The sequence below is a fragment of the Microbacterium sp. CIAB417 genome (genome assembly GCF_022788845.1).
The window spans coordinates 1-23685 of record NZ_JAHZUT010000001.1 but is presented as its reverse complement, the minus strand read 5'-3'; the positions used below and the strand labels follow the sequence as shown (position 1 = coordinate 23685).

Sequence of the window (23685 nt, the reverse complement as noted above, 5' to 3'; positions counted from 1 at the left end):
CGCGCGCTCGCGCGCACTGAGGCGTCGGCGGCCGCTCGGGCGCCTCTTCGCCGTCCCCCGGCGTGATCCGCGGCGCTTCGCCGTGCTCCGCCCCTTCGAGGCTGCCCGGCGCGACCGCGTCCTTCTCGGGTTCACGCCCCCGCACTCCTCGGGCGTCCCGCGAAGGCGGCGAGCGCACCGCCGACGGCGCCGAACAGGTGCGCCTGCCAGGACACGCCGTCGGCCGCGCCGAAGACGCCGGCGACCATGGCCGTGCCGTACAGGGCGATCACGACGATCGCGATGACGGCGTAGCCGATGCGATGCGACACCCTCCCCGGCGCGAACACCCGGACGACGACGTAGCCGAAGTATCCGAACACGAGCACCGACGCTCCGACCGTGAGCGTGCCGGGGGCGTTCACGAGCCAGGTGCCGGCCCCGCCCACGAGCGCCACGATCGCGGTCACGAGCCAGAAGCGCGCGGCCCCCTCGATCGCGACGAGGCAGCCGAGCACCAGGAAGGGCAGCGAGTTCGCGATCAGGTGCGTCCAGCTCGCGTGCAGCAGCGGACTGACGACGATCCCGCCGAGCCCTGAGAGGTCCCACGACCGCAGTCCGAAGCCCGTGAAGGATCCGGGAAGAACGGCGTCGGCCGTCTGGACGACCCACATCAGCCCCAGCAGGATCACCGGGGACGCGAAGCGCGCGACGAGTCCGCGTCGCGCGGGGGCCGAGGGAGTGGTCACGTCGTGATCCTGTCAGTGCCTGCCAGGAGGATGCTGAAAGCGACGGCGCCCGGGGACGGAAAGACCCTCCGCGCACCCGGCAGAGCCCGGTTACCCTTGCTACGTTTCCGTCCTGGGGGAATTGGCCTGGATGCCGTCACGCGGAGGGCTGGAACCAGTCTACCCGGCTTCGACCGGTGCTTTCGCCCGCGCCCAGCGCGCAGGGGTGTCCGGGCCGTCCCACACCTGGATCACGCCCCAGATCGCTGCCGCGATCGGCACCGCGAGGACCGCGCCGACGATGCCGCCGAGGACCGTGCCGACCGTCAGGGCGACGAGGATGACGAACGCGTGCAGCTTCATGGACCGGCCCATCAGGAACGGTTGGAGGAAGTTCCCCTCCAGCTGGTTCACGAGCACCACGACCCCGACGACGAACAGGGCGTTCACCCATCCGTTCGCGACCAGCGCGACGAGGGCCGCGAGGATGCCCGCCACGGTCGCCCCGACGATCGGGATGAACGCGAGCAGGAAGACCAGCACGGCCAGCGGGATCGCCAGCGGCACCTGGAGGATGAGCAGGCCGATCAGGATTCCGATCGCGTCCACCGCGGCGACCGTGGCGGTGCCGCGGACGTAGGAGCCGAGGGTGCTGACCGTCTTGTCGCCGATGCGGCGAGCGCGCCGGTAGTTCTCGCCGCGGAACGGACGCAGGAGGAACTCCCACATCTGCGGTCCGTCCTTGAGGAAGAAGAACAGGATCGTGACCATGAGCACGAAGCCGGTCACGAAGTTGGCGACGGCGCTCACACCCGCGATCGCGCCGGAGCCGAACTGCGCGCTCGTGACGAAGTCCGTGAGCTGACCGATCCACTCATCGATCTGCTCCGGCTGGAGGAAGTCGAAGGGCAGCGTCTGCACCCACGCCAGCAGATGCTGGAATCCGTCCTCCGCCTGCGTGTAGAGATCGTCCCACTGGTCGCGCACGGCCCACACGATCAGCCAGCCGAGGAGCCCCAGGATGATGACGATCGCGAGCAGGGTGATGATGGTCGCGAGCACCGAGGGCACACCGCGCCGGCGCATCCAGGACATCACCGGCGTGAACGCGCACGCGAGGATGAGCGCGATGACGAGCGGGATCGTCACGAGGGTGAGCTGCTGGATCGCGAAGATGATCCCGGCCGCCACGGCCACCACCACGATGATCTGGATCGCGCGGATGCCGAGCTTGCCGAACCCGTCCGCCCACAGGCTCCACGGGGCTCGTGTGGCGGTCAGCTCCACGTCCCGCGTCTCGATTCGCACGCGCTGGGGGTCGTTCCGGAACAGTCCCATGACTCGAGGCTAACCGCAGGGTGCGGGAGATCGCCAGGAATGCGCGGCATCCGCGGGTCCGCCGGTGCCCTCCGCGGGTTACGATCGGTTCACACCCGACGAGGGGTGGAGGGGCAGGGCGAAAGGGGACGCATGCACGACGCATCCGTCATGACGGCAGAGCGATTCGCGGAGCAGACCTCCGCCATCCTGGCCTCCGTCGGTGAGGTGATCGACGGCAAGGCGGATGCCGTGCGCAGCGCCCTGGTGTGCCTGCTGGCCGAGGGGCACCTGCTCATCGAGGACGTCCCCGGTGTCGGCAAGACGATGCTCGCCAGGGCCCTCGCCGCGAGCGTCGACGCGACGGTCAGGCGCATCCAGTTCACCCCGGACCTGCTTCCGGGAGACGTCACCGGCGTGAGCGTCTACAACCCGGTGGAACGCGAGTTCGAGTTCAAGCAGGGCGCCGTGTTCGCGCACATCGTGATCGCGGACGAGATCAACCGCTCCTCCCCCAAGACGCAGTCCGCGCTGCTGGAGGCCATGGAGGAGAAGCAGGTCACGGTGGATGGCCGGACGCACCCGCTGCCGGATCCGTTCCTCGTCGTCGCGACGCAGAACCCGCTGGAGATGGAGGGGACCTACGCGCTCCCCGAGGCACAGCGCGACCGTTTCATGATGCGCATCTCGATGGGATACCCGGATGCCGCCGCCGAAGCGCTGATGCTCCGGCAGCGCGACACGGTCAACCCGCTCCAGGCGATCCGGCCCGTGGTCGGCGCGCAGGACGTCAGCGCACTGATCGAGAGCGCCAGAGCCGTATACGTGGCCCCGAGCATCGAGGAGTACGCCGTCGCGCTCGCCCAGGCCACGCGCTCGGACCCGAGCCTGCACCTGGGCGCGAGTCCGCGGGCCACGCTGCAGCTCGTCCGCGCCGCGAAGGTGTGGGCGGCGCTGGACGCCCGCGAGTTCGTCATCCCCGACGACCTCACGGATCTGCTGGTGCCGGTCTTCGCCCACCGCCTGCTCCCGGCGCGGGGAGTCCACCGCGCGGGCGCTCAGCCGGTCGAGGCCGCCCTCTCGCAGATCATCGAGCGGGTGCGCGTGCCCGTGGCCACACGGGCCTGAACGGAGCCCTCGTGTCCGCCCGTCGCCGGCATGTCCTCACCCTCCGGGGCGCCGGTGCCCTGCTCATCGGCCTGCTCCTCGTGATCGCCGCGAACATCGTCTCGGCACCGATCCTGCTGTACGTCGCGGTGCTGCTGTTCGCGCTCACGGCGCTGGCTGTGCTCGTGGTGCACGTGCCGCGCCGCAGCGGCACCGTGAGCCGCCAGATCTCCACGGACCTGCTGACCGTCGGCGAGGAGTCGCGCGTCACGGTGCGCTTCGCCCTGCGCTCGCTGCGGATCCCGCACGGCCTGTGGCGCGACGTGCTGCCGGATGCCGTGACCGGCCACGCCGCGGGAGAGTACCCGCCGGAGACGGGGGTGCTGCGCTACCCCATCACGGGCGTGCGGCGGGGTGTGTGGCCGGTCGGCCCGCTCGTGCTCCGCACGACCGATCCGTTCGGCCTCGCTCAGCGCGAACAGGAGTTCGGCTCCACCCGGACGGTCACCGTCGTACCGGAGGTCATCCCCCTCGCGCCGCTCGCAGCGCACTGGGGCGCCGCCGGCGGGACCGCGCACACGGCGTCGAGTCGGCTCGGACAGGGAAGCGACAACCTGTCGCCGCGGCACTACGTTTCGGGCGACTCGATGCGGCGGATCCACTGGCGCGCGACCGCGCATCGCGGAGAGCTCATGGTGCGCCAGGAGGAGGAGGAATCCAGCCCCGACGCGATCGTCGTGATCGATCGCGCGGCCGCGCGGTGGGCTCGTGCGGATCGCGGCATCGACCCCGCTTTCGAGACCGCCGTGTCGGCGTGCGCCTCGATCGCGCTGCATCTGGCGGGCGAGGGATACAGCGTGGACGTCGTCGACAGCGCGGGCACCCTCATCGGCGCTCTGCGCGGGCACGAGGACGACCGGGACGAGCTGCTGGTCGCGCTCGCGATCCTCACTCCCCGCGGAGACGCGCGCGACCTGGCTGCCGTGGTCGGCGGCACGCCGCCGGGACCCCTCGTCGTGCTCACCGGGCGCCTGTCCGTCGAGGAGCGGGATCTGCTGCACCACGGCGGCGCCGCCGTCCCGATCCTGCTCGCGACCCATCCCGCCGAAGGCGCCCTGGTCGCGGCCTCCTCGATGGGGTGGACCGGCGCCGTGCTCACGGACGACGTATCGGCCTCCTGGGAGCTCGCGCTGCCGGAGCGGATGCTGACCGGAGGCGGACGTGTCCCGCGCTGAGTCTCCGACGGGCGCGTGGGCGCTGGACGTGTCGCCGCCCCGGGAGGGCGTCGTGACCCGGGCGCTGCTGGCGGCGTTCGCGGGGGTCGTGGCGTTGTGGCCGTACATCCCCGTCGTGCAGGCCGGGCCCTGGAGCTTCGTGATCAGCACCCTGATCTTCGTCGTCGCCCTCGCCGGGATCGTGGTGCGCACGATGCTCGCCCGGCGCTCGGCGGTGGCGCGGGAGCTCTCGGCCCTTCTCGTGCAGGTCGCGGCGTCGGTCGCCCTGCTGACGGCCATGCTGCTGCCGCAGACCGCGCTGCTCGGGGTCGTCCCGACCCCGGCCACGCTCATCGCGTTCGGCGAGCTCGCGACCCAGGCGGCCGCCGAGGTGTACAACGGCAGCGCACCGCTGCAGGACACCCTGGCGCTGCGCAGCATGCTCGGCGCGGCGTTCGCGGTCGTCATCATCCTCATCGACCACCTCGTCGCGCAGCGCCTCGCGCTGCTGGCGATCATCACCGTCACGGTCGTCGGGGCGCTGCCGATGATCATCACGCTCGGCGATCCGAACGTCGTGTGGTTCGTCGTGCTCGCGGTGCTGGTGCTCCTGCTGCTGCGCAGCAGTGCCCGCCGTGATCGTCGTTCCGCGCGTCGCACCTCCGCGGCCGTCACCGCCGGTGTCGGAGCCGCGGCGGTGGCGGCGACGCTGATCGTGGTGCCCGGTCTGCCCGTGTCGGCGAATTGGATGGTGCCGGGAGCAGGGGTCACCGTGGACGCCTCTCTGCGCCTGGGCGACGACCTGCGCCGCCCGAACCCGACTCAGGTGATGTCGCTCGCGACGACGTCGGAGACGGCACCGTACCTCCGCATCGCGACCCTGTCACGCTTCACCGGCGAGGTCTGGCGCCCCGACACCTCCGACACGCAGCCCGTGTCGGAGGGATTCGGCGATCCCGAGTGGAACGACGAGCTCACCGGAACGGACCGGCTGACGTCGATCCGGGTGCTGGGGCTATCCAGCTCGCGCCTTCCTGTGCCGTTCCCCGCCGAGCGCATCGTGGGGGTCTCCACGGGGTGGGAGGTGATGACCTCCAACCGCACGGTGCTGTCCGAGGTCGCGGACGCATCCGGTCGGGACTATACCGTCACGTCGGCGCAGCTTCAGCCGACGTTCGAGCAGATCACGGCCTCCCGCGCGGCCGGTGGCGACGACGACGGCACCGACCTCGCCGAGCTGCCTCCGGTCATCGCGCAGACCGCCATGCAGATCACCGCGGAGGCCGCGAGCGACTACGAGAAGCTCATCGCGCTGCAGAACTGGTTCCGCAGCGAGTTCGAGTACTCGGTCGACACTCCCGTGGAGGAGGACTTCGACGGGACCGGCGCCGACGCCGTGGCGACGTTCCTCGAGGTCCGGTCCGGGTACTGCGTCCATTTCGCCGGAGCGTTCTCGCTGATGGCGAAGACGCTGGGGATGCCGGTTCGTGTCGTGGTCGGATACCTCCCGGGGCAGTTGACCGACGAGAAGCGCGGAGACGAGTACGTCTACGCCGTCATGAGCGACCAGCTGCACGCCTGGCCGGAGGTCCATTTCGAGGGCATCGGCTGGGTGCCGTTCGAGCCGACCGCGACGCTCGGCGTGCCGACCGCGTTCGCGCGCGCGGAGACCGCCGGCGGTACGGGCAACGGACCGGGGCAGACGCCGGCGCCGACGACCGCCCCCTCGGCCGCGCCGACGACGGGCCCCACGATCGCCCCGGATGACGCCGGCGCCGCGGGGACAGGCGGGGGCGCACTGCAACGCCTGGACCCGACGCCGGTGCTGCTGGTGACGGGCGGCGTGATCGTCGTGCTCCTGCTGCCTCTGATGGTGCGCGCTCTCCGCCGCGCCGTGCGGATCGGCCGGGCGCGCAGCGGTGACGCGGCGAGCGCGTGGGCGGAGCTGCGCGACAGCCTCGTCGACCTCGGTCTGAACCCGTCCGAGGCGGAGAGTCCGCGCGTGCGCGCCTCGGGACTCTCGGCGGAGAACGACGTCGATCCTGCGCTCCTCGCTCCGCTGGTGCGGTCGATCGAGCGGGCGAGCTACGCGCCGACCGCTTCGGATGCCGGGGACCTGGCCGAGCCCCTGACCGGGGTGCTGCATCAGGTGCGCGAGTCGGTCGACACCCGGTCGCGTCTGAAGGCGCTGTTCGCGCCGCGGTCGCTGTTCGCACAGCGTCCGTCAGCGGTCATCGCGGCGTGAGGCGCCCTTCAGCCGGTGGGCTGTCCGTCGCGCACGTGAGCGGGGCACGGGAGGGAGACGCATTCCTCGCAGACCACCTGCTGCACGCGGCACGACGCGTCGGGGCAGTTCGCGGTGCGCTTCGTGGGCCGGCGGCATCCGGCGCATTCCCCGATGACGGCGGCGTGGTCGGAGAAGTCGACCGAACCGCGCCCGTCGAACACGTACAGCGACCCGTCCCAGAGGCCGTCGTCGCCGAAGGCCTCTCCGTAGCGGACGATGCCGCCCTCCAGCTGGTACACCTCGCCGAAGCCGCGCGCGGTCATGAGGCTGGACAGCACCTCGCAGCGGATGCCGCCGGTGCAGTAGGTGACGACGGGCTTGCCCTTGAGGTCGTCGTAGGCCCCCGAGTCCAGCAACCGGACGAAATCACGGGTGGTCTCGGCATCCGGGACGATCGCGTCGCGGAAGCGGCCGATCTGCGCCTCGAGGGCGTTGCGCCCGTCGAAGAAGACGACGTCGTCGCGGTCGGCGACGAGTTCGTGCAACTGTTCCGGAGTCAGCCGTCTTCCGCCTCCGACGACCCCGTTCTCGTCGACGCGGAGCTCGCCGGGCGCACCGAACGACACGATCTCGTCGCGGACCTTGACGCTGAGCTTGGGGAAGTCGGTGCTGTGTCCGGTCTCGTCGATGCCGGTCCCCTCGCTCCACTTGATGTCGGCCTTCGCGAACGGCGCATAGGAGCGGAAGGATCGCGCCCACTTCTTCAGGGCGGGAAGATCGCCGCCGAGGGTTCCGTTGATGCCGTCTTTCGAGATGATCAGGCGTCCGCGCAGGCGCAGTGCCTCGCCGAGGTCGCGCTGCCACAGCCGGATCGCCTCGGGGTCGGCGAGCGGGGTGAACACGTAGAACAGCACGATCTTGGGAGTTGCCACCCCGAGATTCTAGGCGCCCGGCCGAGGTTCGAGGATCCGGCGTGGTCACGAGCCCGCGGGCGATCGGATAAGATGGACAGGTTGTTCCCTGGTGACGTGTCCGAGCGGCCGAAGGAGCACGCTTGGAAAGCGTGTGTTGTGCAAGCAACCGCGGGTTCGAATCCCGCCGTCACCGCCAGACGAATGAAGGGTCTCCGCGTCAGCGGGGGCCCTTCCTTCGTTTATCCCGTGCTGTGGGATTCGGGGAGGAGCACGCCGCAGGCGAGCGACGGAGTCCCGCCGTCACCGCCAGACGAATGAAGGGTCTCCGCGTCAGCGGGGGCCCTTCCTTCGTCTATCCCGTGCTGTGGGATTCGGGGAGGCACGAGCGCAGCGAGTACCGGAGTCCCGCCGTCACCGCCGCGCTTCGGCGCATCACCGCCCGTTCCCCGCCGTCACCCGTCGAACCGCACCCCGTACACCCAGGACCCCTCGGGGCTCGGCAGACGGTGCATCCCGACGCGGTCGTAGAAGGCCGCGGCCCCCGTGTTGGCCGGGTTCATGCCGAGGTGGAGGCCGGGCACGCCGCGACGGCGCAGCTCGGCGAACAGCGTCTCCAGCAGCCGGCGTCCGAGCCCCTTCCCCTGGGTCTCCGGCAGCAGGTCGATGTGCAGATGCGCCGGATACTCGGCGGCGTTCGGCTCGCGGCCGGGGCCTCGACCGTACGCGTAGGCGAGCATCCGCTCCTCGGCCGTCTGCGGGTCGGCGGGCTTCGGGAACCGGTCGGTGTAGCGCGGCCACCATTCGTCGCGGAACCACTGCTCGAAGGCGTCGGTGTCGTCGGTCGAGACGATGTAGCCGATCACGCGGCCGTCCTCGGCCTCGACGACCCAGCACAGCCCGGGATCCCGCTCGGCGTACGGCACGGCGAAGAGCAGACCCCACAGATCGTCGTCCGTGAACATCCCGGTCGCGTCGGCTCCGGCATCCGCCGTCCTGACGCAGACGTCGAACAGGCCGTCGCGGTCCTCGGGGCGGTACGGGCGGATCTGCGGCACGGCGGACTCCTCTGCGAGTTCTCGGCCGGCGGTCGTCACGGCCGGATCCACCCTATCCGTCCCGCCGGCGATCGCTGCCGTGACGGCGACGGGCGCGTCGCCGCGCACCCACGGCAGCAGCAGTGCCGCGACCAGCAGCGCGGCGGATGCCCCGACGAGCGCTCCCCCGACGGTGTCCGTCAGCCAGTGCACCGAGAGCACCGTCCGCGACAGCGCCATCGCCAGCACCCAGGCCGCCCCCAGCACGGCCATCCACACCCGGGGGAAGAGCACCCAAAGCACGATCGCGATCGTCGCGGCGTTGGCGGTGTGCCCCGACGGGTAGGAGCCGTAGTCACTGATCACGAGCATGTCCTCCGGACGCGCACGCCCGAACAGCTGCTTGAGCAGCTGCACGAGCGCCGCGCTCGTGATGAACGCGGCGAGCGCGAAGATCGCCGACCTCCACCGTCGCGCGATCAGCAACGCGACCGCGACGATCCCGGGCACGGCGAACACCGCGATCCAGCCGCCGCCGATACGGTTCATGACGTGCGAGAAGGCCACGAGGGCATCGGGCCGCGCATCGACCATCGCGTCGTGCCACCAGGCGTCGAGCGTGGACGGATCGTCCGCGCCGCCGTCGATCGTCAGATACGCCCCGAGCGCGATGGCCGCGAGCAGGGTGCCGATGCCCCACCACAGAAGGTGCCGTCTCATCCGGCCATTCTGCCGTGCGGCGTGCGCGGACGCGGCATCCGGCTCAGGGGTTGAGCATTCCCACCGTGCGCGGGCGCACGATCAGCCAGAGCGCCAGGATCGCGACGACCGCGCAGCCGACCATGACCGACGCCATGGTCGTGGCCGTGATGCCCGCTCCTCCGGCGAGGAGGGTGACCACCGGCGAGATGATGGCCGCGACGCCGTTGTTGCAGGCGCCGAGCACGGATGCCGCGGTGCCTGCGGCCTTGCCGTGCCGGTCCAGGGCGAGCACCTGCACGCAGGGGAACGTGAAACCGCACGAGGTCATGAACAGGAACAGCGGGATCACCGTGCCCCACAGTCCCAGGCCGAGCTGGTCCGTCACGATGATCGCGACTCCGGAGAGCAGCAGTCCCGCGGTCGAGATCGCCATCACCCACTGCGGGCCGAACCGCGCCGCGAGCCGCGACGCGGTCTGGACCCCGACGACGACGCCGATCGAGTTCGCCGCGAACAGCCAGCCGTACTGCTGCGGGTCGAGCCCGTGCGTCTGCTGGAACAGGAAGGGGGATGCCGAGAGGTACGAGAACAGCCCCGAGAACGTCATGCCGCCGATGACGAGCACGCCGAGGAACACCCGGTCCGAGAACACGCTCTTGTAGCGCTGGAGCACGGTGGACGAGCCGCGATCGTGGCGGCGTTCGCGCGGCAGGGTCTCCGGGATGAGGAACAGCCCGGAGACGAGCATGACGCCGCCGTAGCAGGCGAGCACGACGAAGATGCCACGCCAGTCCATGACCGCCAGCAGAGCAGATCCGGCCAGGGGTGCGACCACGGGCGCGACGCCCGAGACGAGAGCCAGTCGCGACAGCATCACCACGAGCCGGCGTCCGCCGAACAGGTCGCGGACGATCGCCATCGCGACCACGCCGCCGGCCGCGGCGCCGATGCCCATGAACACCCGCGCGGCGCCGAGCAGGAGCAGATCCGGCGCGAGCGCCGCCGCGACGCTGGCGAGCACGTGCAGAGCCGTGACGGAGATGAGCGGGACCCGCCGGCCGACCTTGTCGCTGAGCGGGCCGACCACGAGCTGTCCGATCGCGAAGCCGATCATCGTCCCGGTCAGCGTGAGCTGGATCGCCGTCGCCGTCGTCTGGAAGTCGCTCTCCAGCAGCGGGAACGCCGGCAGGTAGAGGTCGATGGTGAACGGTCCGAGCGCCGTGAGCGCGCCGAGCAGGATGATGTAGACGGTGCGGCGCCCGGTCGAGATCGCATCGCCCGGGTGCAGCATGATCGGCGCGGTCGCCGGGTTCGGGCCGAGGGTGCGGATGGCGCCGGTCGCGGTCGACGTGCGGATGCTGCCGGTGATGGTCCGGATCGTCCCGCTGGGTGTGCGGTCGGATGCCGGAGGCTGTGGCGTGTCGGAGTTCGTGTCAGTCGTAGGGATGTCGTGGCGGGATGAGTCGGTCAAGAGAGCTTTCCGGGGCGCGGGGTTCGAATCGATTCGAGAACGTCGATCCGACCATGCTACTCCCCTGCCCTCCGGACCTCGGGATCGGGTTCAGCCGGCGACGCGCTCCAGGCCCTGCTCCAGATCGGCGATGAGGTCGCGCACGTCCTCGATGCCGACGGACAGCCGGACCACGTTCTCGGGGACGGCGAGCGCCGTGCCCCGCACGGACGCATGCGTCATCTCCGGCGGGTAACCGATCAGCGACTCCACGCCGCCGAGCGACTCCGCGAGCTGGAACAGCCGGGTGCTCTCGGCGAACGCCCGCGCGGCCTCGGGTCCTGCGCTCAGCGCGAGCGACAGCATGCCTCCGAATCCGCTCATCTGTCGTGCGGCGACGTCGTGACCGGGGTGGGTCGCGAGTCCGGGGTAGAAGACGGTCTCGAACTCCGGCCGCTCCGCCGCCCATTCGGCGATGGCCTGCGCGTTCTCGCTGTGCTGGCGCACGCGCACGGCGAGCGTCTTGATGCCGCGCGTCGTGAGCCACGCGTCCAGGGGAGCCGAGACGGCTCCGACGGCGAACTGCTGGAAGGCGATCGGCTCGTAATGGCGGTCGTCACCGAACACGATCGCCCCGCCGAGCACGTCCGAGTGACCGCCGAGGTACTTCGTCGTCGAGTGAACCACGAGGTCGGCACCGAGCGCCAGGGGCTGCTGCAGCGCCGGCGAGGCGAAGGTGTTGTCCACGACGACGACGGCGCCGGCGGCGTGCGCGATCTCGGCGATGACGGCGATGTCCACGATCTTCAGCAGCGGGTTGCTCGGCGTCTCGAGCCACACGATCCGCGTCTCGGGGCGGATCGCCGCGCGGATCGCGTCGGCGTCCTCGAGCGCCACGGTGGACGTCTCGATGCCCCACGGTGCGAGCACCCTGGTGAGCAGGCGGTACGTGCCGCCGTACACGTCGTTGCCGAGCACGACGTGGTCGCCGGGCTTCAGGATGCCGCGCAGCAGGGCGTCCTCGGCGGCGAGACCGGATGCGAAGGACAGCGCTGCCGAGCCGCCCTCGAGTGCCGCCAGCTGGGTCTCCAGGGAGCTGCGGGTCGGGTTCCCCGCGCGGTTGTACTCATAACCGCGCGGGAATCCGCCGATGCCGTCCTGGACGTGCGTGGAGGCCTGGTAGATCGGCGGGATGATCGCGCCGGTCTGCGGATCGGGCGCTTGCCCTGCGTGGATGGCGCGGGTGGCGAAGGAGTGCTCGGACATGGCCTCAGCCTACGTCCGATGCTCCCTCGTCACCCGCGCCTGTTACGTCCCGCGACAGGCGATCAGCCCTTCGTCGAGCCGGCCAGCAGGCCGCGCACGAAGTAGCGCTGCAGGGCGAAGAAGACGATCAGCGGGATGATGATCGACACGAACGCCCCGGCCGTGAGCAGGTACCACCCCTCGCCGCGTCCGGTGATCTCGGCGAGCACCTTGGTGATCGGCGCTGCCGGTCCGTCGGCGAACACCAGCGCCACGAGCAGGTCGTTCCACACCCACAGGAACTGGAAGATCGCCACCGAGGCGATCGCCGGCATCGTCAGCGGGAGCACGACGCGGAAGAAGATCTGTCCGCGGGACGCCCCGTCCACCCTGGCGGCCTCGATGATCTCCGAGGGGATCTCGGACATGAAGTTGTGCAGCAGGTAGATCGCCAGTGGCAGCGCGAACATGGTGTGCGCGATCCAGACCTGCGCGTATCCCTGCGATGCGTCGATCGACTCGGTCACCTGCACCCCGAAGAGGTTGATGCCGCGCGAGAACGAGGTGAGCAGCGGGACCAGCGCCATCTGGATCGGAACGATCTGCAGCGCGAACACGAACACGAACAGCGCGTTGCGTCCCTTGAAGTCGATCCACGCGAACGCGTAGGCCGCCATGGCCGCGATCATGAGGGGGATCAGCGTCGCGGGGATCGTGATCGCGATGGAGTTGACGAAGGACTGCAGGATCGTCAGCTGGGTCGTACCCGACTGCAGCACCTCGACGTAGTTCTCCAGCGTGAACTGGGGGTCGGCGAAGATCGTCCACCACCCGGTCGTGTTGATGTCGTCCCGCGGGCGGAACGAGGAGATGAACAGCCCGAGCGTCGGGATGGTCCACAGGACCGCGATGACGATCGAGGCGACGGTGGCCCAGGGCCTGCTCAGCCGCTTGCGCGTGCGCGCGGCGGATGCTTCGAACTTCCCGCCCGTCGTGATCGCGCGGGTGCTCGAGGGGTCGAGCTTGACGGTGTCGCTCATCGGATCTCCCGCTGCTTCTTGATCTGGCGCGCGTTGTAGATGACGATCGGCAGCACCAGGATGAACAGGATCACGGACAGGGCCGCGCTGCGCCCCGCCTCGAACTTCGAGAACTGCGTGTACATCTCGTTCGCGAGCACGCTGGTGCCGTAGTTTCCGGCGGTCATAGTGCGGACGATGTCGAAGACCTTCAGCGAGGCGATCGAGATCGTCGTGAGCACCACGATGAGCGCCGGACGGATCGACGGGACCGTGACCGACCAGAACCGCTGCCACGCATTGGCACCGTCGAGCTCGGCGGCCTCGAGCAGTTCGGCCGGGACTCCCTTGATCGACGCGGACAGCACGACCATCGCGAATCCGGTCTGCACCCAGATGAGCACGACGATGAGGAACAGGTTGTTCCACGGCTCGTTCAGCAGCCACTGCTGCGGTTGTCCTCCGAGCCAGACGACGATCTGGTTGAGCAGACCGATCTGGTCGTACTGGGGACCGCGGTACTCGTACATGAACCGCCAGATGATGCTGGCACCGACGAACGAGATCGCCATCGGCATGAACACGAGAACCTTGTAGATCTTCTCGCCGCGGGTCCGGTCGATGAACACGGCGTAGGCGAGACCGACCAGCGTCGAGACGACCGGCACGATCAGCACCCACACGATCGTGTTCACCACGGCCGTGATCCCGTCGGACTGCGTGAAGATCCAGATGTAGTTCGCGAAGCCGATGAAGTCGTTGCCCGTCGAGTTCCAGAACGACGCGTACACGGTCTGGATGGACGGGAGGATGAGCCCCACGAGCAGGAGCAGCATGGCGGGCGCCATGAAGGCGACCAGCTGGATCAGGTACCCCGCTCCGTCACGGGATCGGTAGTCGAGGAAGAAGAACAGCGCTCCCACGGCGACGGCGACGCCCATCGCCCAGTACCAGGAGTTGAAGAACCACATCACCGCCAGCGGGATGAGAAGGCACATCGCCAGGCGGATCCAGGTGTAGATCGCGCCCCGTCGCGGCGCGATGTCGACCAGCAGCAGGATGAGCGCCACCACGACGGCGAAGGCGATCACCACCACCACGGCCTGCAGGACCGGCGGCATCGCGCTGATCCAGTCGAAGAACATTGTCGCGTTCACGCAGTCCCCTTTTCATGACGCGGAGTGGAGCGATGCGCGCCACGATGCGCGCATCGGAGTGCGGGACGGGCCGCCTCCGCCGGAGCGGGGGCGGCCCGTCGCTGCCGACTATTCGCTCGGCCAGCCGGTCTCGATCTGCGTGAGCACGTCGTCGGTCGCGGTGCCGTTGACCCAGTCGACCATGCCCTTCCAGAACGTTCCGGCGCCCACCGCACCGGGCATCAGGTCGCTCGCGTCGAAGCGGAACGTCGTCTCCGGGTCCTGCAGGATCTTGACGGTCTCCTGGAGGATCGGATCCTGGGCGTTCGCCGGGTCGAGGCCGCTGTTGGCCGACACGACACCGCCCAGGCTCACCCGCGAGTTCGCCCACTCGGGGCTCGACAGGTACTCGAGCACCTGCTGCGTCGCCTCGGAGTCGCTGAACGCGCCGACGATCTCGCCGCCGCCGGTCACGGTCGTCTCGCCCTCGGCCTCGCCGGGGAGGATGAACGCCCACACGTCGCCGTCCTCGGCGACGTTCGTCCCCTCGGGGTAGAAGCCGGAGAGGAACGAGGCCTGGTGCGTCAGCGCGCATTCGCCGCTCGCGAGCGCCGGTGCCACGTCACCGAACGCCGTCGAGTTGATCGAGCGGACGTCGCCGAACCCGGCGTTGACGTAGTCGGGGTTGAGCAGGATCTCGCCGACCGCGTCGAACGCGGACTTGATCTGCGGATCGGTGAAGGGCACCTCACCCGCCGCCCACTGGTCGTAGACCTCGGTGCCGGACTGACGGAGCACGTAGTCCTCGATCCAGTCCGTTCCAGGCCATCCGGTCGCCGTGCCGGACTCGAAACCCGCGCACCACGGCGGCGTGCCCGTCGTCGACTGGATCGTCGCGGTCAGCTCGTTGAGCTCGGCGAGCGTGGTCGGAACCTCGACGCCCCACTCGGCGAACTTCGTGGGCGAATACCAGATCCAGCCCTTGACGCTGGCCATGAGCGGCGCACCGTAGAACGTGCCGTCCACCGTGCCGTAGTTCACCCAGTCCTCGGACCAGTACTCGTTGGCGTTCTCGGCGACAGCCTCGGGAGCAGGAACGAGGAAGTCGCGCGACGCGAAGTCGGCGAACAGACCCGGCTGCGGGAAGATCGCGATGTCGGGCGGGTTGCCGCCCTGCGCACGCGTTCCGAGCTGCGTCTCGAAGTCCTGGCTGCCTTCGTACTTGATGTCGATGCCGGTCTCCTCCTCGAAGTCCGCCCAGGACTCCTGAAGCAGTTCGGCCTCGGCATCCACGATCGTGCCGTAGATGGTGACGGTCTCGCCTTCGACGTCCCCGCCTCCGCCGCCGCCGTTCGGGGCGCCGGGAGCACCGCACCCCGCCAGGGCGATCCCCGTCGCACCGATCAGGGCGAGCGGCAGGATCAGCCTTCTGCGCTGCGAAAGAGCCATGTGATTTCTCCTCCTCGAGTTCACGTCCCCAGCGGAATCGATCGCGGCGAACGCGACCGAATCGGGAACCGATTCCAGGCCAACCTACTTGGCCCACCGTGCCGGGCACAATGGGGAATCATCACAACCGCACAACCTTTTGCCGCGCCGCGATCCGTCCCATGGGAGCGCTCCCTTGGAATTCGTGTGGAACCGGTTCCGTTTCATCTCGCGCAGGGCTATCCTCGACACCGTGCGCGCCGACGCGCGCGGTGTCGAGGAGGACGCATGAGCACCATCGCGGATGTCGCGGCGCGCGCCGGGGTGTCCAAGGCGACGGCCAGCCGTGCACTCAGCGGACGCGGTTACGTCTCCGCATCGACGAGGCAGCGCGTGGTCGACGCCGCCGCCGAGCTGTCCTACGTCGCGCACTCCTCCGCGACGAGCCTCGCGACCGGGCGCACGGGGACCGTCGCCGTGATCGTGCCGACGCTCGACCGCTGGTTCTTCACCGAACTGGTCGCCGGCATCCAGGACGAACTGCTCGCGGCCGATCTCGATCTCGCGCTGTACGACCTCCGCGAGGGGAGCCGCACCAGGGAGCGCGTGTTCGCCGAGGTCCTCCCCCGACGACGCTTCGACGGTCTCATCGCGGCCGGCATCCAGCCCAGCGCTCAGGAGCTCGACCGCCTGCTCCGCCTCGACCGCCCCGTGGTCGGCGTCGGCCCCTACAGCGAGGGCGCGAGCGCGGTCTCGATCGATGACACGAGCGCCGCGCGCATCGCGACCGAGCACCTGCTGGATCTCGGCCACACCGACATCGCCTTCGTCGGAACCGGCGAGCACGGCGACGGCGGTGTCGGCGACGAGAGGCGCCTGGCCGGGTATCGCGAGGCGATGTCGGCCGCCGGAGCCCGCATCCGGGTCGCCTTCGCCGAGTCCACGATGTCGAGCGGCTACGCGGCCGCCGCAGACCTGCTGAGCGACCGGCGCACGCGCCCCACCGCCGTCGTCGGGGTCTGCGACGAGGCCGCGATCGGGGCGATCATCGCCGCCCGCCGGCTCGGCATCGCCGTCCCGGCCCAGCTGAGCGTGATCGGCATCGACGACCATCGCGACGCCGAGATGTTCGCGCTCACGACCATCCGGCAGCGACCGCGCGATCAGGGCGCCCAAGCTGTCCGGCTGCTGCTCGCTCGACTGGAGGATCCGGATGCCGCGATCGAGCACGTCGCCGCGCCGTCCGCCCTGGTGATGCGCAGCTCGACCGTGTCCCCGGCATCCTGATCGGGCCTCAAGGACGCAGAAAGGCCCCGGGCGGACCCGGGGCCTTTCGAGCGTCAGACGCGGTGATTACTTGAGGGTGACCGTCGCGCCGGCCTCTTCCAGAGCGGCCTTCGCCTTGTCGGCGGTCTCCTTGTTGGCGCCCTCGAGGACGGCCTTCGGAGCACCGTCGACGACGGCCTTGGCCTCGCCGAGGCCCAGCGAGGTGAGCTCGCGGACCGTCTTGATGACCTGGATCTTCTTGTCGCCGGCAGCCTCGAGGATGACGTCGAACGAGTCCTTCTCCTCCTCGGCAGCGGCCTCGCCGGCACCGCCGGCAGCGCCTGCGACGGCGACGGGGGCAGCGGCGGTGACCTCGAACTTCTCCTCGAACGCCTTGACGAACTCGTTGAGCTCGATGAGGGTCAGGCCGGCGAACTGCTCGAGCAGCTCCTCAGTGGTGAGCTTAGCCATGATGTATCTCCTAGATTGATGGGGTTGTGTGGGAAAAAGATCGCCGGTCGCTCACGCGGCCTCGGCGGTCTCCAGCTTTTCGCGAAGCGCGTCGATGGTGGCGGCGGCCTTGCCCATCGTCGCCTTCATCATGCCCGCAGCCTTCGCCAGCAGAACCTCACGGCTCTCGAGCGAGGCGTACTTGTTGACCTCGTCGGCGGTGAGGACGTTGCCCTCGAAGACGCCCGACTTGATCACGAGAAGCGGGTTGGCCTTGGCGAAGTCGCGCAGAGCCTTCGCGGTGGCGACGAAGTCACCGTGCACGAAAGCGACGGCCGACGGACCCTTGAGGTCGTCGTCCAGGTCCGAGATCCCCGCGTTGTTCGCGGCGATCTTGGTCAGCGTGTTCTTCACCACGGCGTACTCGGCGTTCTGACGGATGCTGTTGCGCAGCTCCTTGAGCTGGGCGACCGTCAGACCGCGGTACTCGGTCAGCAGGACGGCGCTCGAGTTCTCGAAAGACTTCGTGAGCTCGGCGACCGTTGCATCCTTCTGTGCCATGGTCACTCCTTGATGTGTACGAGGCACCTCACGGTGGTGGGGCGCCGACCTCGACCTTCACGGCAACAGAAAAGCTCCGGCGCAAGCGCACGGAGCTGAAGAGTTCGTGTCACCTGCGCGGGCCCCTGCGATGCAGTGCTTCGATCGTCGCGCTCGCGCACGGCGATGACCAGCGGTCTTCGGTTGGGTCCATGCTACCCGACCCGCGCCACCCCCGGCAAATCGGGCTCAGTGCCGATCGGCCGCCCGTCCCGGGTGCCCCGCGAGGGCGTCCGCGGCGCGGACGAGCGCGAGGTGCGAGAGCGCCTGCGGGGTGTTCCCGGCCTGGCGGTGCGCGTCGACGTCGAACTCCTCGGACAGCAGGCCCACGTCGCTGGCGAGGGCGCACAGTCTGTCCATGAGCGCCTCGGCATCCGCGGCCCGCCCGCTGGCGGCGTACTGCTCGACCAGCCAGAAGCCGCAGGCCAGGAACGGATGCTCGTCCCCGGGAAGCCCGTCGACACCGGTCGATGCCCGGTAGCGCAGCAGCAGCCCGTCGCGCAGGAGCGTCTGCTCCATCCGCGCCACGGTGCGCAGCATCCGTTCGTCGTCCGCGGCGCAGAAGCCGACCTGCGGCAGCACGAGCAGCGATGCGTCGACCTCGTCCGTGTCGTAGTGCTGCACGAAGTACCCGTCGGGGTGCACTCCGCGCTCCTCGATCTCCGCGCGGAGGCCGTCTCGCATGTCCGCCCACCGATCGGCGTCTCCGGCGAGGCCGTGTTCGCGCACGGCCCGGACTCCGCGGTCGAGCGCCGCCCACATCATCGCCCGGGAATGCGTGAACCAGCGCGGCACCCCCCGGATCTCCCAGATGCCGTTGTCCGGCTGCCCGGCCCCGGCGATCACCCGCTCGATGAGCGCCCTCTGCAGCGGCCAGGAGAACTCGGTCTCCTCCAGGCCCGCGAGCCGCGCGGCCTCGAGCGCGACGAGGACCTCGCCGATCACGTCGGCCTGATACTGGGACACCGCCCCGTTGCCGATGCGCACGGGAGCGGCGCCGCCGTACCCCGGGAAGGAGGCGAGTTCCCGCTCCGGCAGGTCCCGCTCGCCGGCGATCCCGTACATGATCTGCACCTCCTGCGGCTCGCCCGCGACCGCGCGCAGCAGCCAGCGCCGCCAGTGCTCCGCCTCCAGGAGGAATCCGTGCGTGATGAGCACCTCGAGCGTCAGCGCGGCGTCCCGCAGCCAGACGTAGCGGTAGTCCCAGTTGCGCGATCCGCCGAAGTCCTCGGGCAGGGACGTCGTCGCCGCCGCGACGATGCCGCCGGTGTCGCGGTGCGTCAGAGCGCGGAGCGCGAGCAGCGAACGCGTGACGGCGTCGCGGTGCTCCCCCTCGTGACGGATCCCGCTCGCCCACCCCTGCCACCACGACCTGGTCCCGGCGATCGCCCGCTCGACGTCCAGCGGCTCCGGCACGGGCTCCGAGGAGGGGAACCAGCTGAGGACCAGGTCGCGGATCTCCCCCTGAGCGATCGTGAACGCGCCGACGTGGGCATGGTCGCTCGCCTGGAACCTCGCACCGCGCACGACCACGGCGTCGGGACCGGCGGTGGCCCAGAGCGCCGGCTCCGTCTCCGTCCCGATCTGACGCACCCACGGAAGCGCCCGCGCATAGTCGAAGTGCAGCCGCAGCTCGGTGTCCATGTCGACGGCGCCGGACACGCCCACCACGCGTCGCACGAGGTGCGTCTGCTCCTCGTCGATCGAGAGGAACTCGTGCACCTCGGCCACGCCGTCCGGCGTCTCCCAGCGGCTGACGAGGATGAAGGTGTCCGGCAGATACCGCCGTGTCACGCGCGCCTCGCCCGCCGACGGTCGAAGGCTCCAGCATCCGTGCGTCGGTTCACCGAGCAGTGCGCCGAACACCGAAGCGGAGTCGAACCGCGGGAGGCACAACCAGTCGACGCTGCCGTCCTTCGAGACGAGCGCGGCCGTCCGGCAGTCGCTGAGCAGGGCATAGTCTTCGATCGGAGCCGGCATGGGGCACGATTGTGGCACGCGGGTACCAGCCCGGCAACGGGGTGGCGGAGCCGGGACCGGACGTCTACGGTGACAGCATGCAGCACGAGGCCGCTCAGGGGGATGCGACGACACTGGTCGTCTTCGGCGTCTGCGGAGACCTGAGCGCCCGCCTGCTGCTTCCCGCGCTGGGTCAGCTGCTCCAGCGCGAGTCGTCCCGGCGCGTGTCCTTGATCGGCGCGGATCGCGAGGACTGGTCGGACGAACGGCTCCGCGACGTCGTCTCCTCGTCGTTCTCGACCACGGATGCCGCGCCCGCCGTGGACCGCACGGCGATCGCCTACCGGCAGTGCGACCTGATGAACCCCGACCAGGTCCGCGAGCTCCTCGCAGCGATCCCGGCGAATTCGGCCCTCTACTTCGCGGTGCCGCCGTCGGTGGCCGCGGCCGCGTGCGCGGCGCTGGATCCCGACGACCTCCCGGCCGGCACGTTGCTGGTGCTCGAGAAGCCCTTCGGCACGGATCAGCGCAGCGCTGCCGAGCTCAACGCGACGCTGGCGAGGCTGGTGCCCGAACGGCAGATCTTCCGCGTCGACCACTTCCTCGGCCGGTCGACCACGCTGAACCTCCTGGGCGCCCGCTTCGCGAACCGTCTCCTCGCCCCCGTGTGGTCCGCCGAGGACATCGAGTCCGTGGAGATCGTGTACGACGAGCGACTCGGCCTCGAGGGCCGCGCCGGCTACTACGACCACGCCGGCGCGATGGACGACATGATCCAGAGTCATCTGCTTCAGGTGCTCGCCGTCCTCGCCATGGAGGAGCCGGCCGCCCTGAACGAGATCGACTTCCGCGAGTCCACGACCGCGGTCCTGCGCGCCACGCATGTGTGGGGCGATGATCCTCTCTCCTCGTCCCGTCGTGCGCGGTACACGGCCGGTCGGGTGGGCGACGTCAGGATGCCGGACTACGTGGACGAACCGGGCGTCGACCGCGAACGCCGCACCGAGACGCTGGCCGAGGCGACCTTCGAGGTGCGCAACTCCCGCTGGGCGGGGGTGCCGTTCACACTGCGCTCGGGCAAGGCGATCGGCGAACCGCGCCAGGTCGTCGAGGTCCGTTTCCGACCCGTGCGGCACCTGCCCTCCGGTTTCACAGGCTCCGCCGACGGTGCCGTGCTGCGGTTCTGGCTCGGGCCCGATCGGATGGACCTCGAGATCAACGTGAACGGGGCCGATGATCCTCTCGAGCTCGAACGGACGACGCTGTCGGCCGAGCTCGGCGAAGGGGCGCTGCGCGCCTATGCGGAGGTCCTCTCCAGCATCCTGGACGGCGACCCCATGCTCGCCGTCCGGGGAGACGCTGCGGAGCAGTGCTGGCGGATCCTCGAGCCGATCGCTGCAGTCTGGGAGCGCGGTGACGTGCCGCTGGAGGACTACCAGGCCGGGTCCGCGGGACCCGCCGACTGGGCGTCGTCCCGCTGACCGGACGGTGCGTCGGGCGGACGGCGTCCGCCATCGGGGTTATGGTCGAAGGGTGACTCCGGAACTCCAAGCGCGCATCATCGCGGACTCCCGCGACCGCGTCGCCTGGCTTCGCGCCAGGGCCCGGGGCATCACCGCGACCGACGTCGCAGGTCTGTCCGGCGAGAAGTCGATCACCCGCGCCGCGGATGCGAAGCTCGGCGGCGGGGCGCGCTTCGGCGGCAACGCCTTCACCGACCACGGGCGCAGGCGCGAGCCGGAGATCGCCGCCTGGGTCGCGGCCACGCACGGCATCCAGCCGTCCTCCGCTCTGTTCCGTGCCGAGCTGGAGCACCGCCATCTCGCGACCCCGGACGGGATCACCCAGGACGCGGCGGGGCGCGTGACGCTGGCCGAGATCAAAACCACCAACAAGGACTGGCGATCCATCCCGCGCACATATCTTCGTCAGGTCTGGTGGCAGCAGCATGTGCTCGGCGCCGAGCGCACGCTGTTCGTCTGGGAGGAGCACGATCAGTTCCGCCCCGTCCACGACGAGCCGCGATGCGTGTGGATCGACCGCGATGACAAGGAGATCGGCCGACTCGTCCACATGGCGACCCGGCTGATCGACGAGCTCTACCATCGCACGACAGGCCAGCGCCCGCCGTCCCGCATCGCCCCCGCCGACACCCGCCGTGACGCGCTGCGCGAGCGTGACATGTTCCGCGCGCTCGCTCTGTCGGACTGATCCCTCAGCGCTCGAGCACCTGCCGCGCCTCGACCGCGATCTCCGCGGCGATCGCGTCGAGCAGTTCCGAGCGCAGATTCCATTGCTGCCAGTACAGCGGCACGCGCACGGTCCGGCCGCCGAGGTGCTCGAGGCCCGGCGTCCCGGGTTCCTCGGCCTGCAGTGACGGCACCATCCCCCACCCCAGGCCGAGCCGCACCGCCTGCGCATAGTCGTGCGATGCGGGGACGTAATGCCGGGGAACCCCGTGCTCGTCGACACCCTGAGACGCCAGCCAAGCGTGCTGCAGCGAGTCACGCCGGTCGAAGTCCACGAAGGGCGCACGGCGGAGCGTCGTCCGGTTCACCCCGTCAGGGAACCAGCGGGAGATGAACGCCGGCGTGGCCATCGCGCGATAGCTCAGCACGCCCAGAGCGGTCACGGTGCAGCCGGCCACCGGGTTGTCCTCCGAGGTGACGGCCGCCATCACGGTGCCTGCCTCCAGGAGCCGTGCGGTGAAGTTCTGGTCGTCACGATGCAGGTCGAAGTCGATGCCGTGGCGCTCGGCCAGACGCGCGAGAGGCGACAGGAACCACGTCGCCATCGAGTCGGCGTTCACCGCCAGAGGAACGGACACCCGGGCGTCCTCGGCATCGTCGAGACCGAAGCCCGACAGCGCATCGTGCTCGAGGAGGGCGAGCTGCCGTGCGAGCCGGACGATGGCCTCGCCCGCCGAGGTGGGCCGAGCGGGACGTCCGCGGACGATGAGCACGCGTCCCAGCTGCTCTTCGAGAGCCTTCAGCCGCTGACTCACCGCCGAGGGCGTGATGTTCAGCGCCCGAGCAGCCTGGTCGAGGCTCCCGCCGTCGACGATGGCCGCGACCGTGACCGCGGCGTCCAGAGGGATCCTCGCCTGCACATAAACCAGCCTAATGCGCGGTTAGATCTCTTCGCTGTACCTAATGAAGGCCCGTACGTAGCGTGGGTGCATGATCTCGTTCCTCGCGGGCCTCGGGCTCGGACTCTCGCTCATCGTCGCCATCGGGGCGCAGAATGTCTTCGTCCTTCGGCAGGGCATCCGTCGTGAGCACGTTCTGCCGGTCGTCCTCGTGTGCGCGATCTCCGACGCCGCGCTGATCGTCGCCGGCGTCGCGGGGCTCGGATATGTGCTCGAGTCCGTGCCCTGGCTGGTCGACGCCGCACGCTGGCTCGGCGCGGTGTTCCTGCTCGGCTACGGCCTGCTCGCCGCCGGGCGCGCGTGGCGCGGCACGGGTCAGGGTCTGGAAACCGCGGAAGCCACCGGCGCGGGATCCGCCGCCGAGCAGGAGACGCCCGAAACGATCTCGACCGGCGGAACCGTTCGCATGACGCAGCGCACCGCTCTCGCGCCGGTCGTGCTCACCGTCCTCGCCCTCACCTGGCTCAACCCGCACGTCTATCTGGACACCGTCCTGATGCTCGGCTCGATCGCCGCGACCCACGGCGACGCACGCTGGCTCTTCGCCTGCGGCGCGATCGTGGCGAGCGCCGTCTGGTTCACCGCGCTGGGATTCGGTGCCCGTTACCTGGGCCGCTGGCTCAGCACACCCCGCGCCTGGCGCGTCCTGGATGCGCTCATCGCCGTCGTCATGATCGGCATCGCGGTGAGCCTCGTGATGCCCACGGTCGTGGGCTGAACGGCCGTTAACGCGAAAGAGGCCACCCAGCTCTGGGTGGCCTC

General features: G+C 70.0%; 20 protein-coding genes, 1 tRNA gene and 1 other RNA gene. 8 read left to right on the top strand and 14 right to left on the bottom strand.

Going from position 1 to position 23685, the window contains the following annotated elements; genetic code table 11:
* Nucleotides 1–131: 131 nt before the first annotated feature.
* The 3 genes from KYX17_RS00115 to KYX17_RS00105 all read right to left on the bottom strand — a co-directional run bounded on the left by KYX17_RS00115 (nt 132) and on the right by KYX17_RS00105 (nt 2045).
* Nucleotides 132–728 carry a rhomboid family intramembrane serine protease gene (locus KYX17_RS00115; RefSeq protein ID WP_243224524.1) on the bottom strand — a complete coding sequence of 199 codons (597 nt, stop codon included), beginning with the start codon at nt 726–728 and terminating at the stop codon, nt 132–134.
* Nucleotides 729–787: 59 nt separating this feature from the next.
* An RNA gene (ffs, locus tag KYX17_RS00110) (signal recognition particle sRNA small type) lies at nt 788–878 on the bottom strand.
* A 9-nt stretch (nt 879–887) separates the two neighbouring features.
* Nucleotides 888–2045: an AI-2E family transporter gene (locus KYX17_RS00105; protein WP_243224523.1), complete on the bottom strand. Its 1158-nt coding sequence runs from the start codon at nt 2043–2045 to the stop codon at nt 888–890.
* A gap of 132 nt (nt 2046–2177) precedes the next feature.
* On the opposite strand from KYX17_RS00105, the gene KYX17_RS00100 reads away from it, so the two are divergent.
* Genes KYX17_RS00100 through KYX17_RS00090 form a run of 3 tightly spaced genes read left to right on the top strand, consistent with a single transcriptional unit; the run spans nt 2178 to nt 6590 of the window.
* On the top strand, nt 2178–3152 hold the full coding sequence (locus KYX17_RS00100; protein ID WP_243224522.1) for a MoxR family ATPase: 975 nt from the start codon (nt 2178–2180) through the stop codon (nt 3150–3152).
* 11 nt (nt 3153–3163) lie between these two features.
* Nucleotides 3164–4366 (top strand): DUF58 domain-containing protein, encoded by a 1203-nt coding sequence (locus KYX17_RS00095; protein ID WP_243224521.1) that lies wholly within the window; start codon nt 3164–3166, stop codon nt 4364–4366.
* Entirely contained in the window at nt 4353–6590 is a 2238-nt protein-coding gene (locus tag KYX17_RS00090) for a DUF3488 and transglutaminase-like domain-containing protein (RefSeq protein WP_243224520.1), read from the top strand. The genes KYX17_RS00095 and KYX17_RS00090 overlap by 14 nt, the downstream gene beginning before the upstream one ends.
* Before the next feature lie 8 nt (nt 6591–6598).
* Here the strand turns inward: KYX17_RS00090 and KYX17_RS00085 are convergent, their stop codons facing one another.
* On the bottom strand, nt 6599–7504 hold the full coding sequence (locus KYX17_RS00085) for a rhodanese-related sulfurtransferase (protein WP_243224519.1): 906 nt from the start codon (nt 7502–7504) through the stop codon (nt 6599–6601).
* Nucleotides 7505–7594: 90 nt separating this feature from the next.
* Here KYX17_RS00085 and KYX17_RS00080 point away from each other — a divergent pair.
* Nucleotides 7595–7682: transfer RNA gene (locus KYX17_RS00080), tRNA-Ser, on the top strand.
* 256 nt (nt 7683–7938) lie between these two features.
* Here the strand turns inward: KYX17_RS00080 and KYX17_RS32185 are convergent.
* From KYX17_RS32185 to KYX17_RS00045, 6 genes are all read right to left on the bottom strand, one after another.
* A complete protein-coding gene (locus KYX17_RS32185; RefSeq protein WP_308220825.1) occupies nt 7939–9240 on the bottom strand; it encodes a GNAT family N-acetyltransferase in 1302 nt (433 codons plus the stop codon).
* Between the two features lie 43 nt (nt 9241–9283).
* The gene (locus KYX17_RS00065; RefSeq protein ID WP_243226132.1) at nt 9284–10513 is read right to left on the bottom strand and encodes a multidrug effflux MFS transporter; all 1230 of its coding nucleotides are present in this window, start codon (nt 10511–10513) and stop codon (nt 9284–9286) included.
* Between the two features lie 270 nt (nt 10514–10783).
* A complete protein-coding gene (locus KYX17_RS00060) occupies nt 10784–11938 on the bottom strand; it encodes a cystathionine gamma-synthase (protein ID WP_243224518.1) in 1155 nt (384 codons plus the stop codon).
* A 62-nt stretch (nt 11939–12000) separates the two neighbouring features.
* The gene (locus KYX17_RS00055) at nt 12001–12957 is read right to left on the bottom strand and encodes a carbohydrate ABC transporter permease (RefSeq protein ID WP_243224517.1); all 957 of its coding nucleotides are present in this window, start codon (nt 12955–12957) and stop codon (nt 12001–12003) included.
* Nucleotides 12954–14093 (bottom strand): carbohydrate ABC transporter permease, encoded by a 1140-nt coding sequence (locus KYX17_RS00050; RefSeq protein ID WP_243224516.1) that lies wholly within the window; start codon nt 14091–14093, stop codon nt 12954–12956. The genes KYX17_RS00055 and KYX17_RS00050 overlap by 4 nt, the downstream gene beginning before the upstream one ends.
* Before the next feature lie 108 nt (nt 14094–14201).
* Nucleotides 14202–15521 (bottom strand): ABC transporter substrate-binding protein, encoded by a 1320-nt coding sequence (locus KYX17_RS00045; protein WP_243224515.1) that lies wholly within the window; start codon nt 15519–15521, stop codon nt 14202–14204.
* 267 nt (nt 15522–15788) lie between these two features.
* On the opposite strand from KYX17_RS00045, the gene KYX17_RS00040 reads away from it, so the two are divergent.
* A complete protein-coding gene (locus KYX17_RS00040) occupies nt 15789–16787 on the top strand; it encodes a LacI family DNA-binding transcriptional regulator (protein ID WP_243224514.1) in 999 nt (332 codons plus the stop codon).
* A gap of 66 nt (nt 16788–16853) precedes the next feature.
* Here KYX17_RS00040 and rplL read toward each other — a convergent pair whose 3' ends face one another.
* The 3 genes from rplL to KYX17_RS00025 form a co-directional block, all read right to left on the bottom strand.
* Nucleotides 16854–17237, bottom strand: a complete 384-nt coding sequence (rplL, locus tag KYX17_RS00035) for a 50S ribosomal protein L7/L12 (RefSeq protein WP_243224513.1) — start codon at nt 17235–17237, stop codon at nt 16854–16856.
* A 51-nt stretch (nt 17238–17288) separates the two neighbouring features.
* Nucleotides 17289–17777 carry a 50S ribosomal protein L10 gene (rplJ, locus tag KYX17_RS00030; protein ID WP_243224512.1) on the bottom strand — a complete coding sequence of 163 codons (489 nt, stop codon included), beginning with the start codon at nt 17775–17777 and terminating at the stop codon, nt 17289–17291.
* Nucleotides 17778–18005: 228 nt separating this feature from the next.
* Nucleotides 18006–19796, bottom strand: a complete 1791-nt coding sequence (locus KYX17_RS00025) for a glycoside hydrolase family 15 protein (protein WP_243224511.1) — start codon at nt 19794–19796, stop codon at nt 18006–18008.
* A gap of 77 nt (nt 19797–19873) precedes the next feature.
* Between KYX17_RS00025 and KYX17_RS00020 the strand changes: the two genes are divergently transcribed.
* Nucleotides 19874–21256: a glucose-6-phosphate dehydrogenase gene (locus tag KYX17_RS00020; RefSeq protein WP_243224510.1), complete on the top strand. Its 1383-nt coding sequence runs from the start codon at nt 19874–19876 to the stop codon at nt 21254–21256.
* A gap of 52 nt (nt 21257–21308) precedes the next feature.
* On the top strand, nt 21309–21986 hold the full coding sequence (locus tag KYX17_RS00015) for a YqaJ viral recombinase family protein (RefSeq protein WP_243224509.1): 678 nt from the start codon (nt 21309–21311) through the stop codon (nt 21984–21986).
* 4 nt (nt 21987–21990) lie between these two features.
* Here the strand turns inward: KYX17_RS00015 and KYX17_RS00010 are convergent, their stop codons facing one another.
* A complete protein-coding gene (locus tag KYX17_RS00010) occupies nt 21991–22884 on the bottom strand; it encodes a LysR family transcriptional regulator ArgP (protein WP_243224508.1) in 894 nt (297 codons plus the stop codon).
* Between the two features lie 70 nt (nt 22885–22954).
* Between KYX17_RS00010 and KYX17_RS00005 the strand changes: the two genes are divergently transcribed.
* Nucleotides 22955–23641 (top strand): LysE/ArgO family amino acid transporter, encoded by a 687-nt coding sequence (locus KYX17_RS00005; protein WP_243224507.1) that lies wholly within the window; start codon nt 22955–22957, stop codon nt 23639–23641.
* The last annotated feature ends 44 nt before the right edge of the window (nt 23642–23685 follow it).

What these genes read in the sequence shown, in the direction of transcription:
- KYX17_RS00020 (WP_243224510.1), top strand. Translation starts at nt 19,874, where the DNA reads ATGCAGCACGAGGCCGCTCAGGGGGATGCGACGACACTGGTCGTCTTC.
- rplJ (WP_243224512.1), bottom strand. Translation starts at nt 17,777, where the DNA reads ATGGCACAGAAGGATGCAACGGTCGCCGAGCTCACGAAGTCTTTCGAG.
- KYX17_RS00100 (WP_243224522.1), top strand. Translation starts at nt 2,178, where the DNA reads ATGCACGACGCATCCGTCATGACGGCAGAGCGATTCGCGGAGCAGACC.
- KYX17_RS00005 (WP_243224507.1), top strand. Translation starts at nt 22,955, where the DNA reads ATGATCTCGTTCCTCGCGGGCCTCGGGCTCGGACTCTCGCTCATCGTC.
- KYX17_RS00060 (WP_243224518.1), bottom strand. Translation starts at nt 11,938, where the DNA reads ATGTCCGAGCACTCCTTCGCCACCCGCGCCATCCACGCAGGGCAAGCG.
- KYX17_RS00065 (WP_243226132.1), bottom strand. Translation starts at nt 10,513, where the DNA reads ATGCTGCACCCGGGCGATGCGATCTCGACCGGGCGCCGCACCGTCTAC.
- KYX17_RS00105 (WP_243224523.1), bottom strand. Translation starts at nt 2,045, where the DNA reads ATGGGACTGTTCCGGAACGACCCCCAGCGCGTGCGAATCGAGACGCGG.
- KYX17_RS32185 (WP_308220825.1), bottom strand. Translation starts at nt 9,240, where the DNA reads ATGAGACGGCACCTTCTGTGGTGGGGCATCGGCACCCTGCTCGCGGCC.
- KYX17_RS00055 (WP_243224517.1), bottom strand. Translation starts at nt 12,957, where the DNA reads ATGAGCGACACCGTCAAGCTCGACCCCTCGAGCACCCGCGCGATCACG.
- KYX17_RS00040 (WP_243224514.1), top strand. Translation starts at nt 15,789, where the DNA reads ATGAGCACCATCGCGGATGTCGCGGCGCGCGCCGGGGTGTCCAAGGCG.
- rplL (WP_243224513.1), bottom strand. Translation starts at nt 17,237, where the DNA reads ATGGCTAAGCTCACCACTGAGGAGCTGCTCGAGCAGTTCGCCGGCCTG.
- KYX17_RS00025 (WP_243224511.1), bottom strand. Translation starts at nt 19,796, where the DNA reads ATGCCGGCTCCGATCGAAGACTATGCCCTGCTCAGCGACTGCCGGACG.
- KYX17_RS00045 (WP_243224515.1), bottom strand. Translation starts at nt 15,521, where the DNA reads ATGGCTCTTTCGCAGCGCAGAAGGCTGATCCTGCCGCTCGCCCTGATC.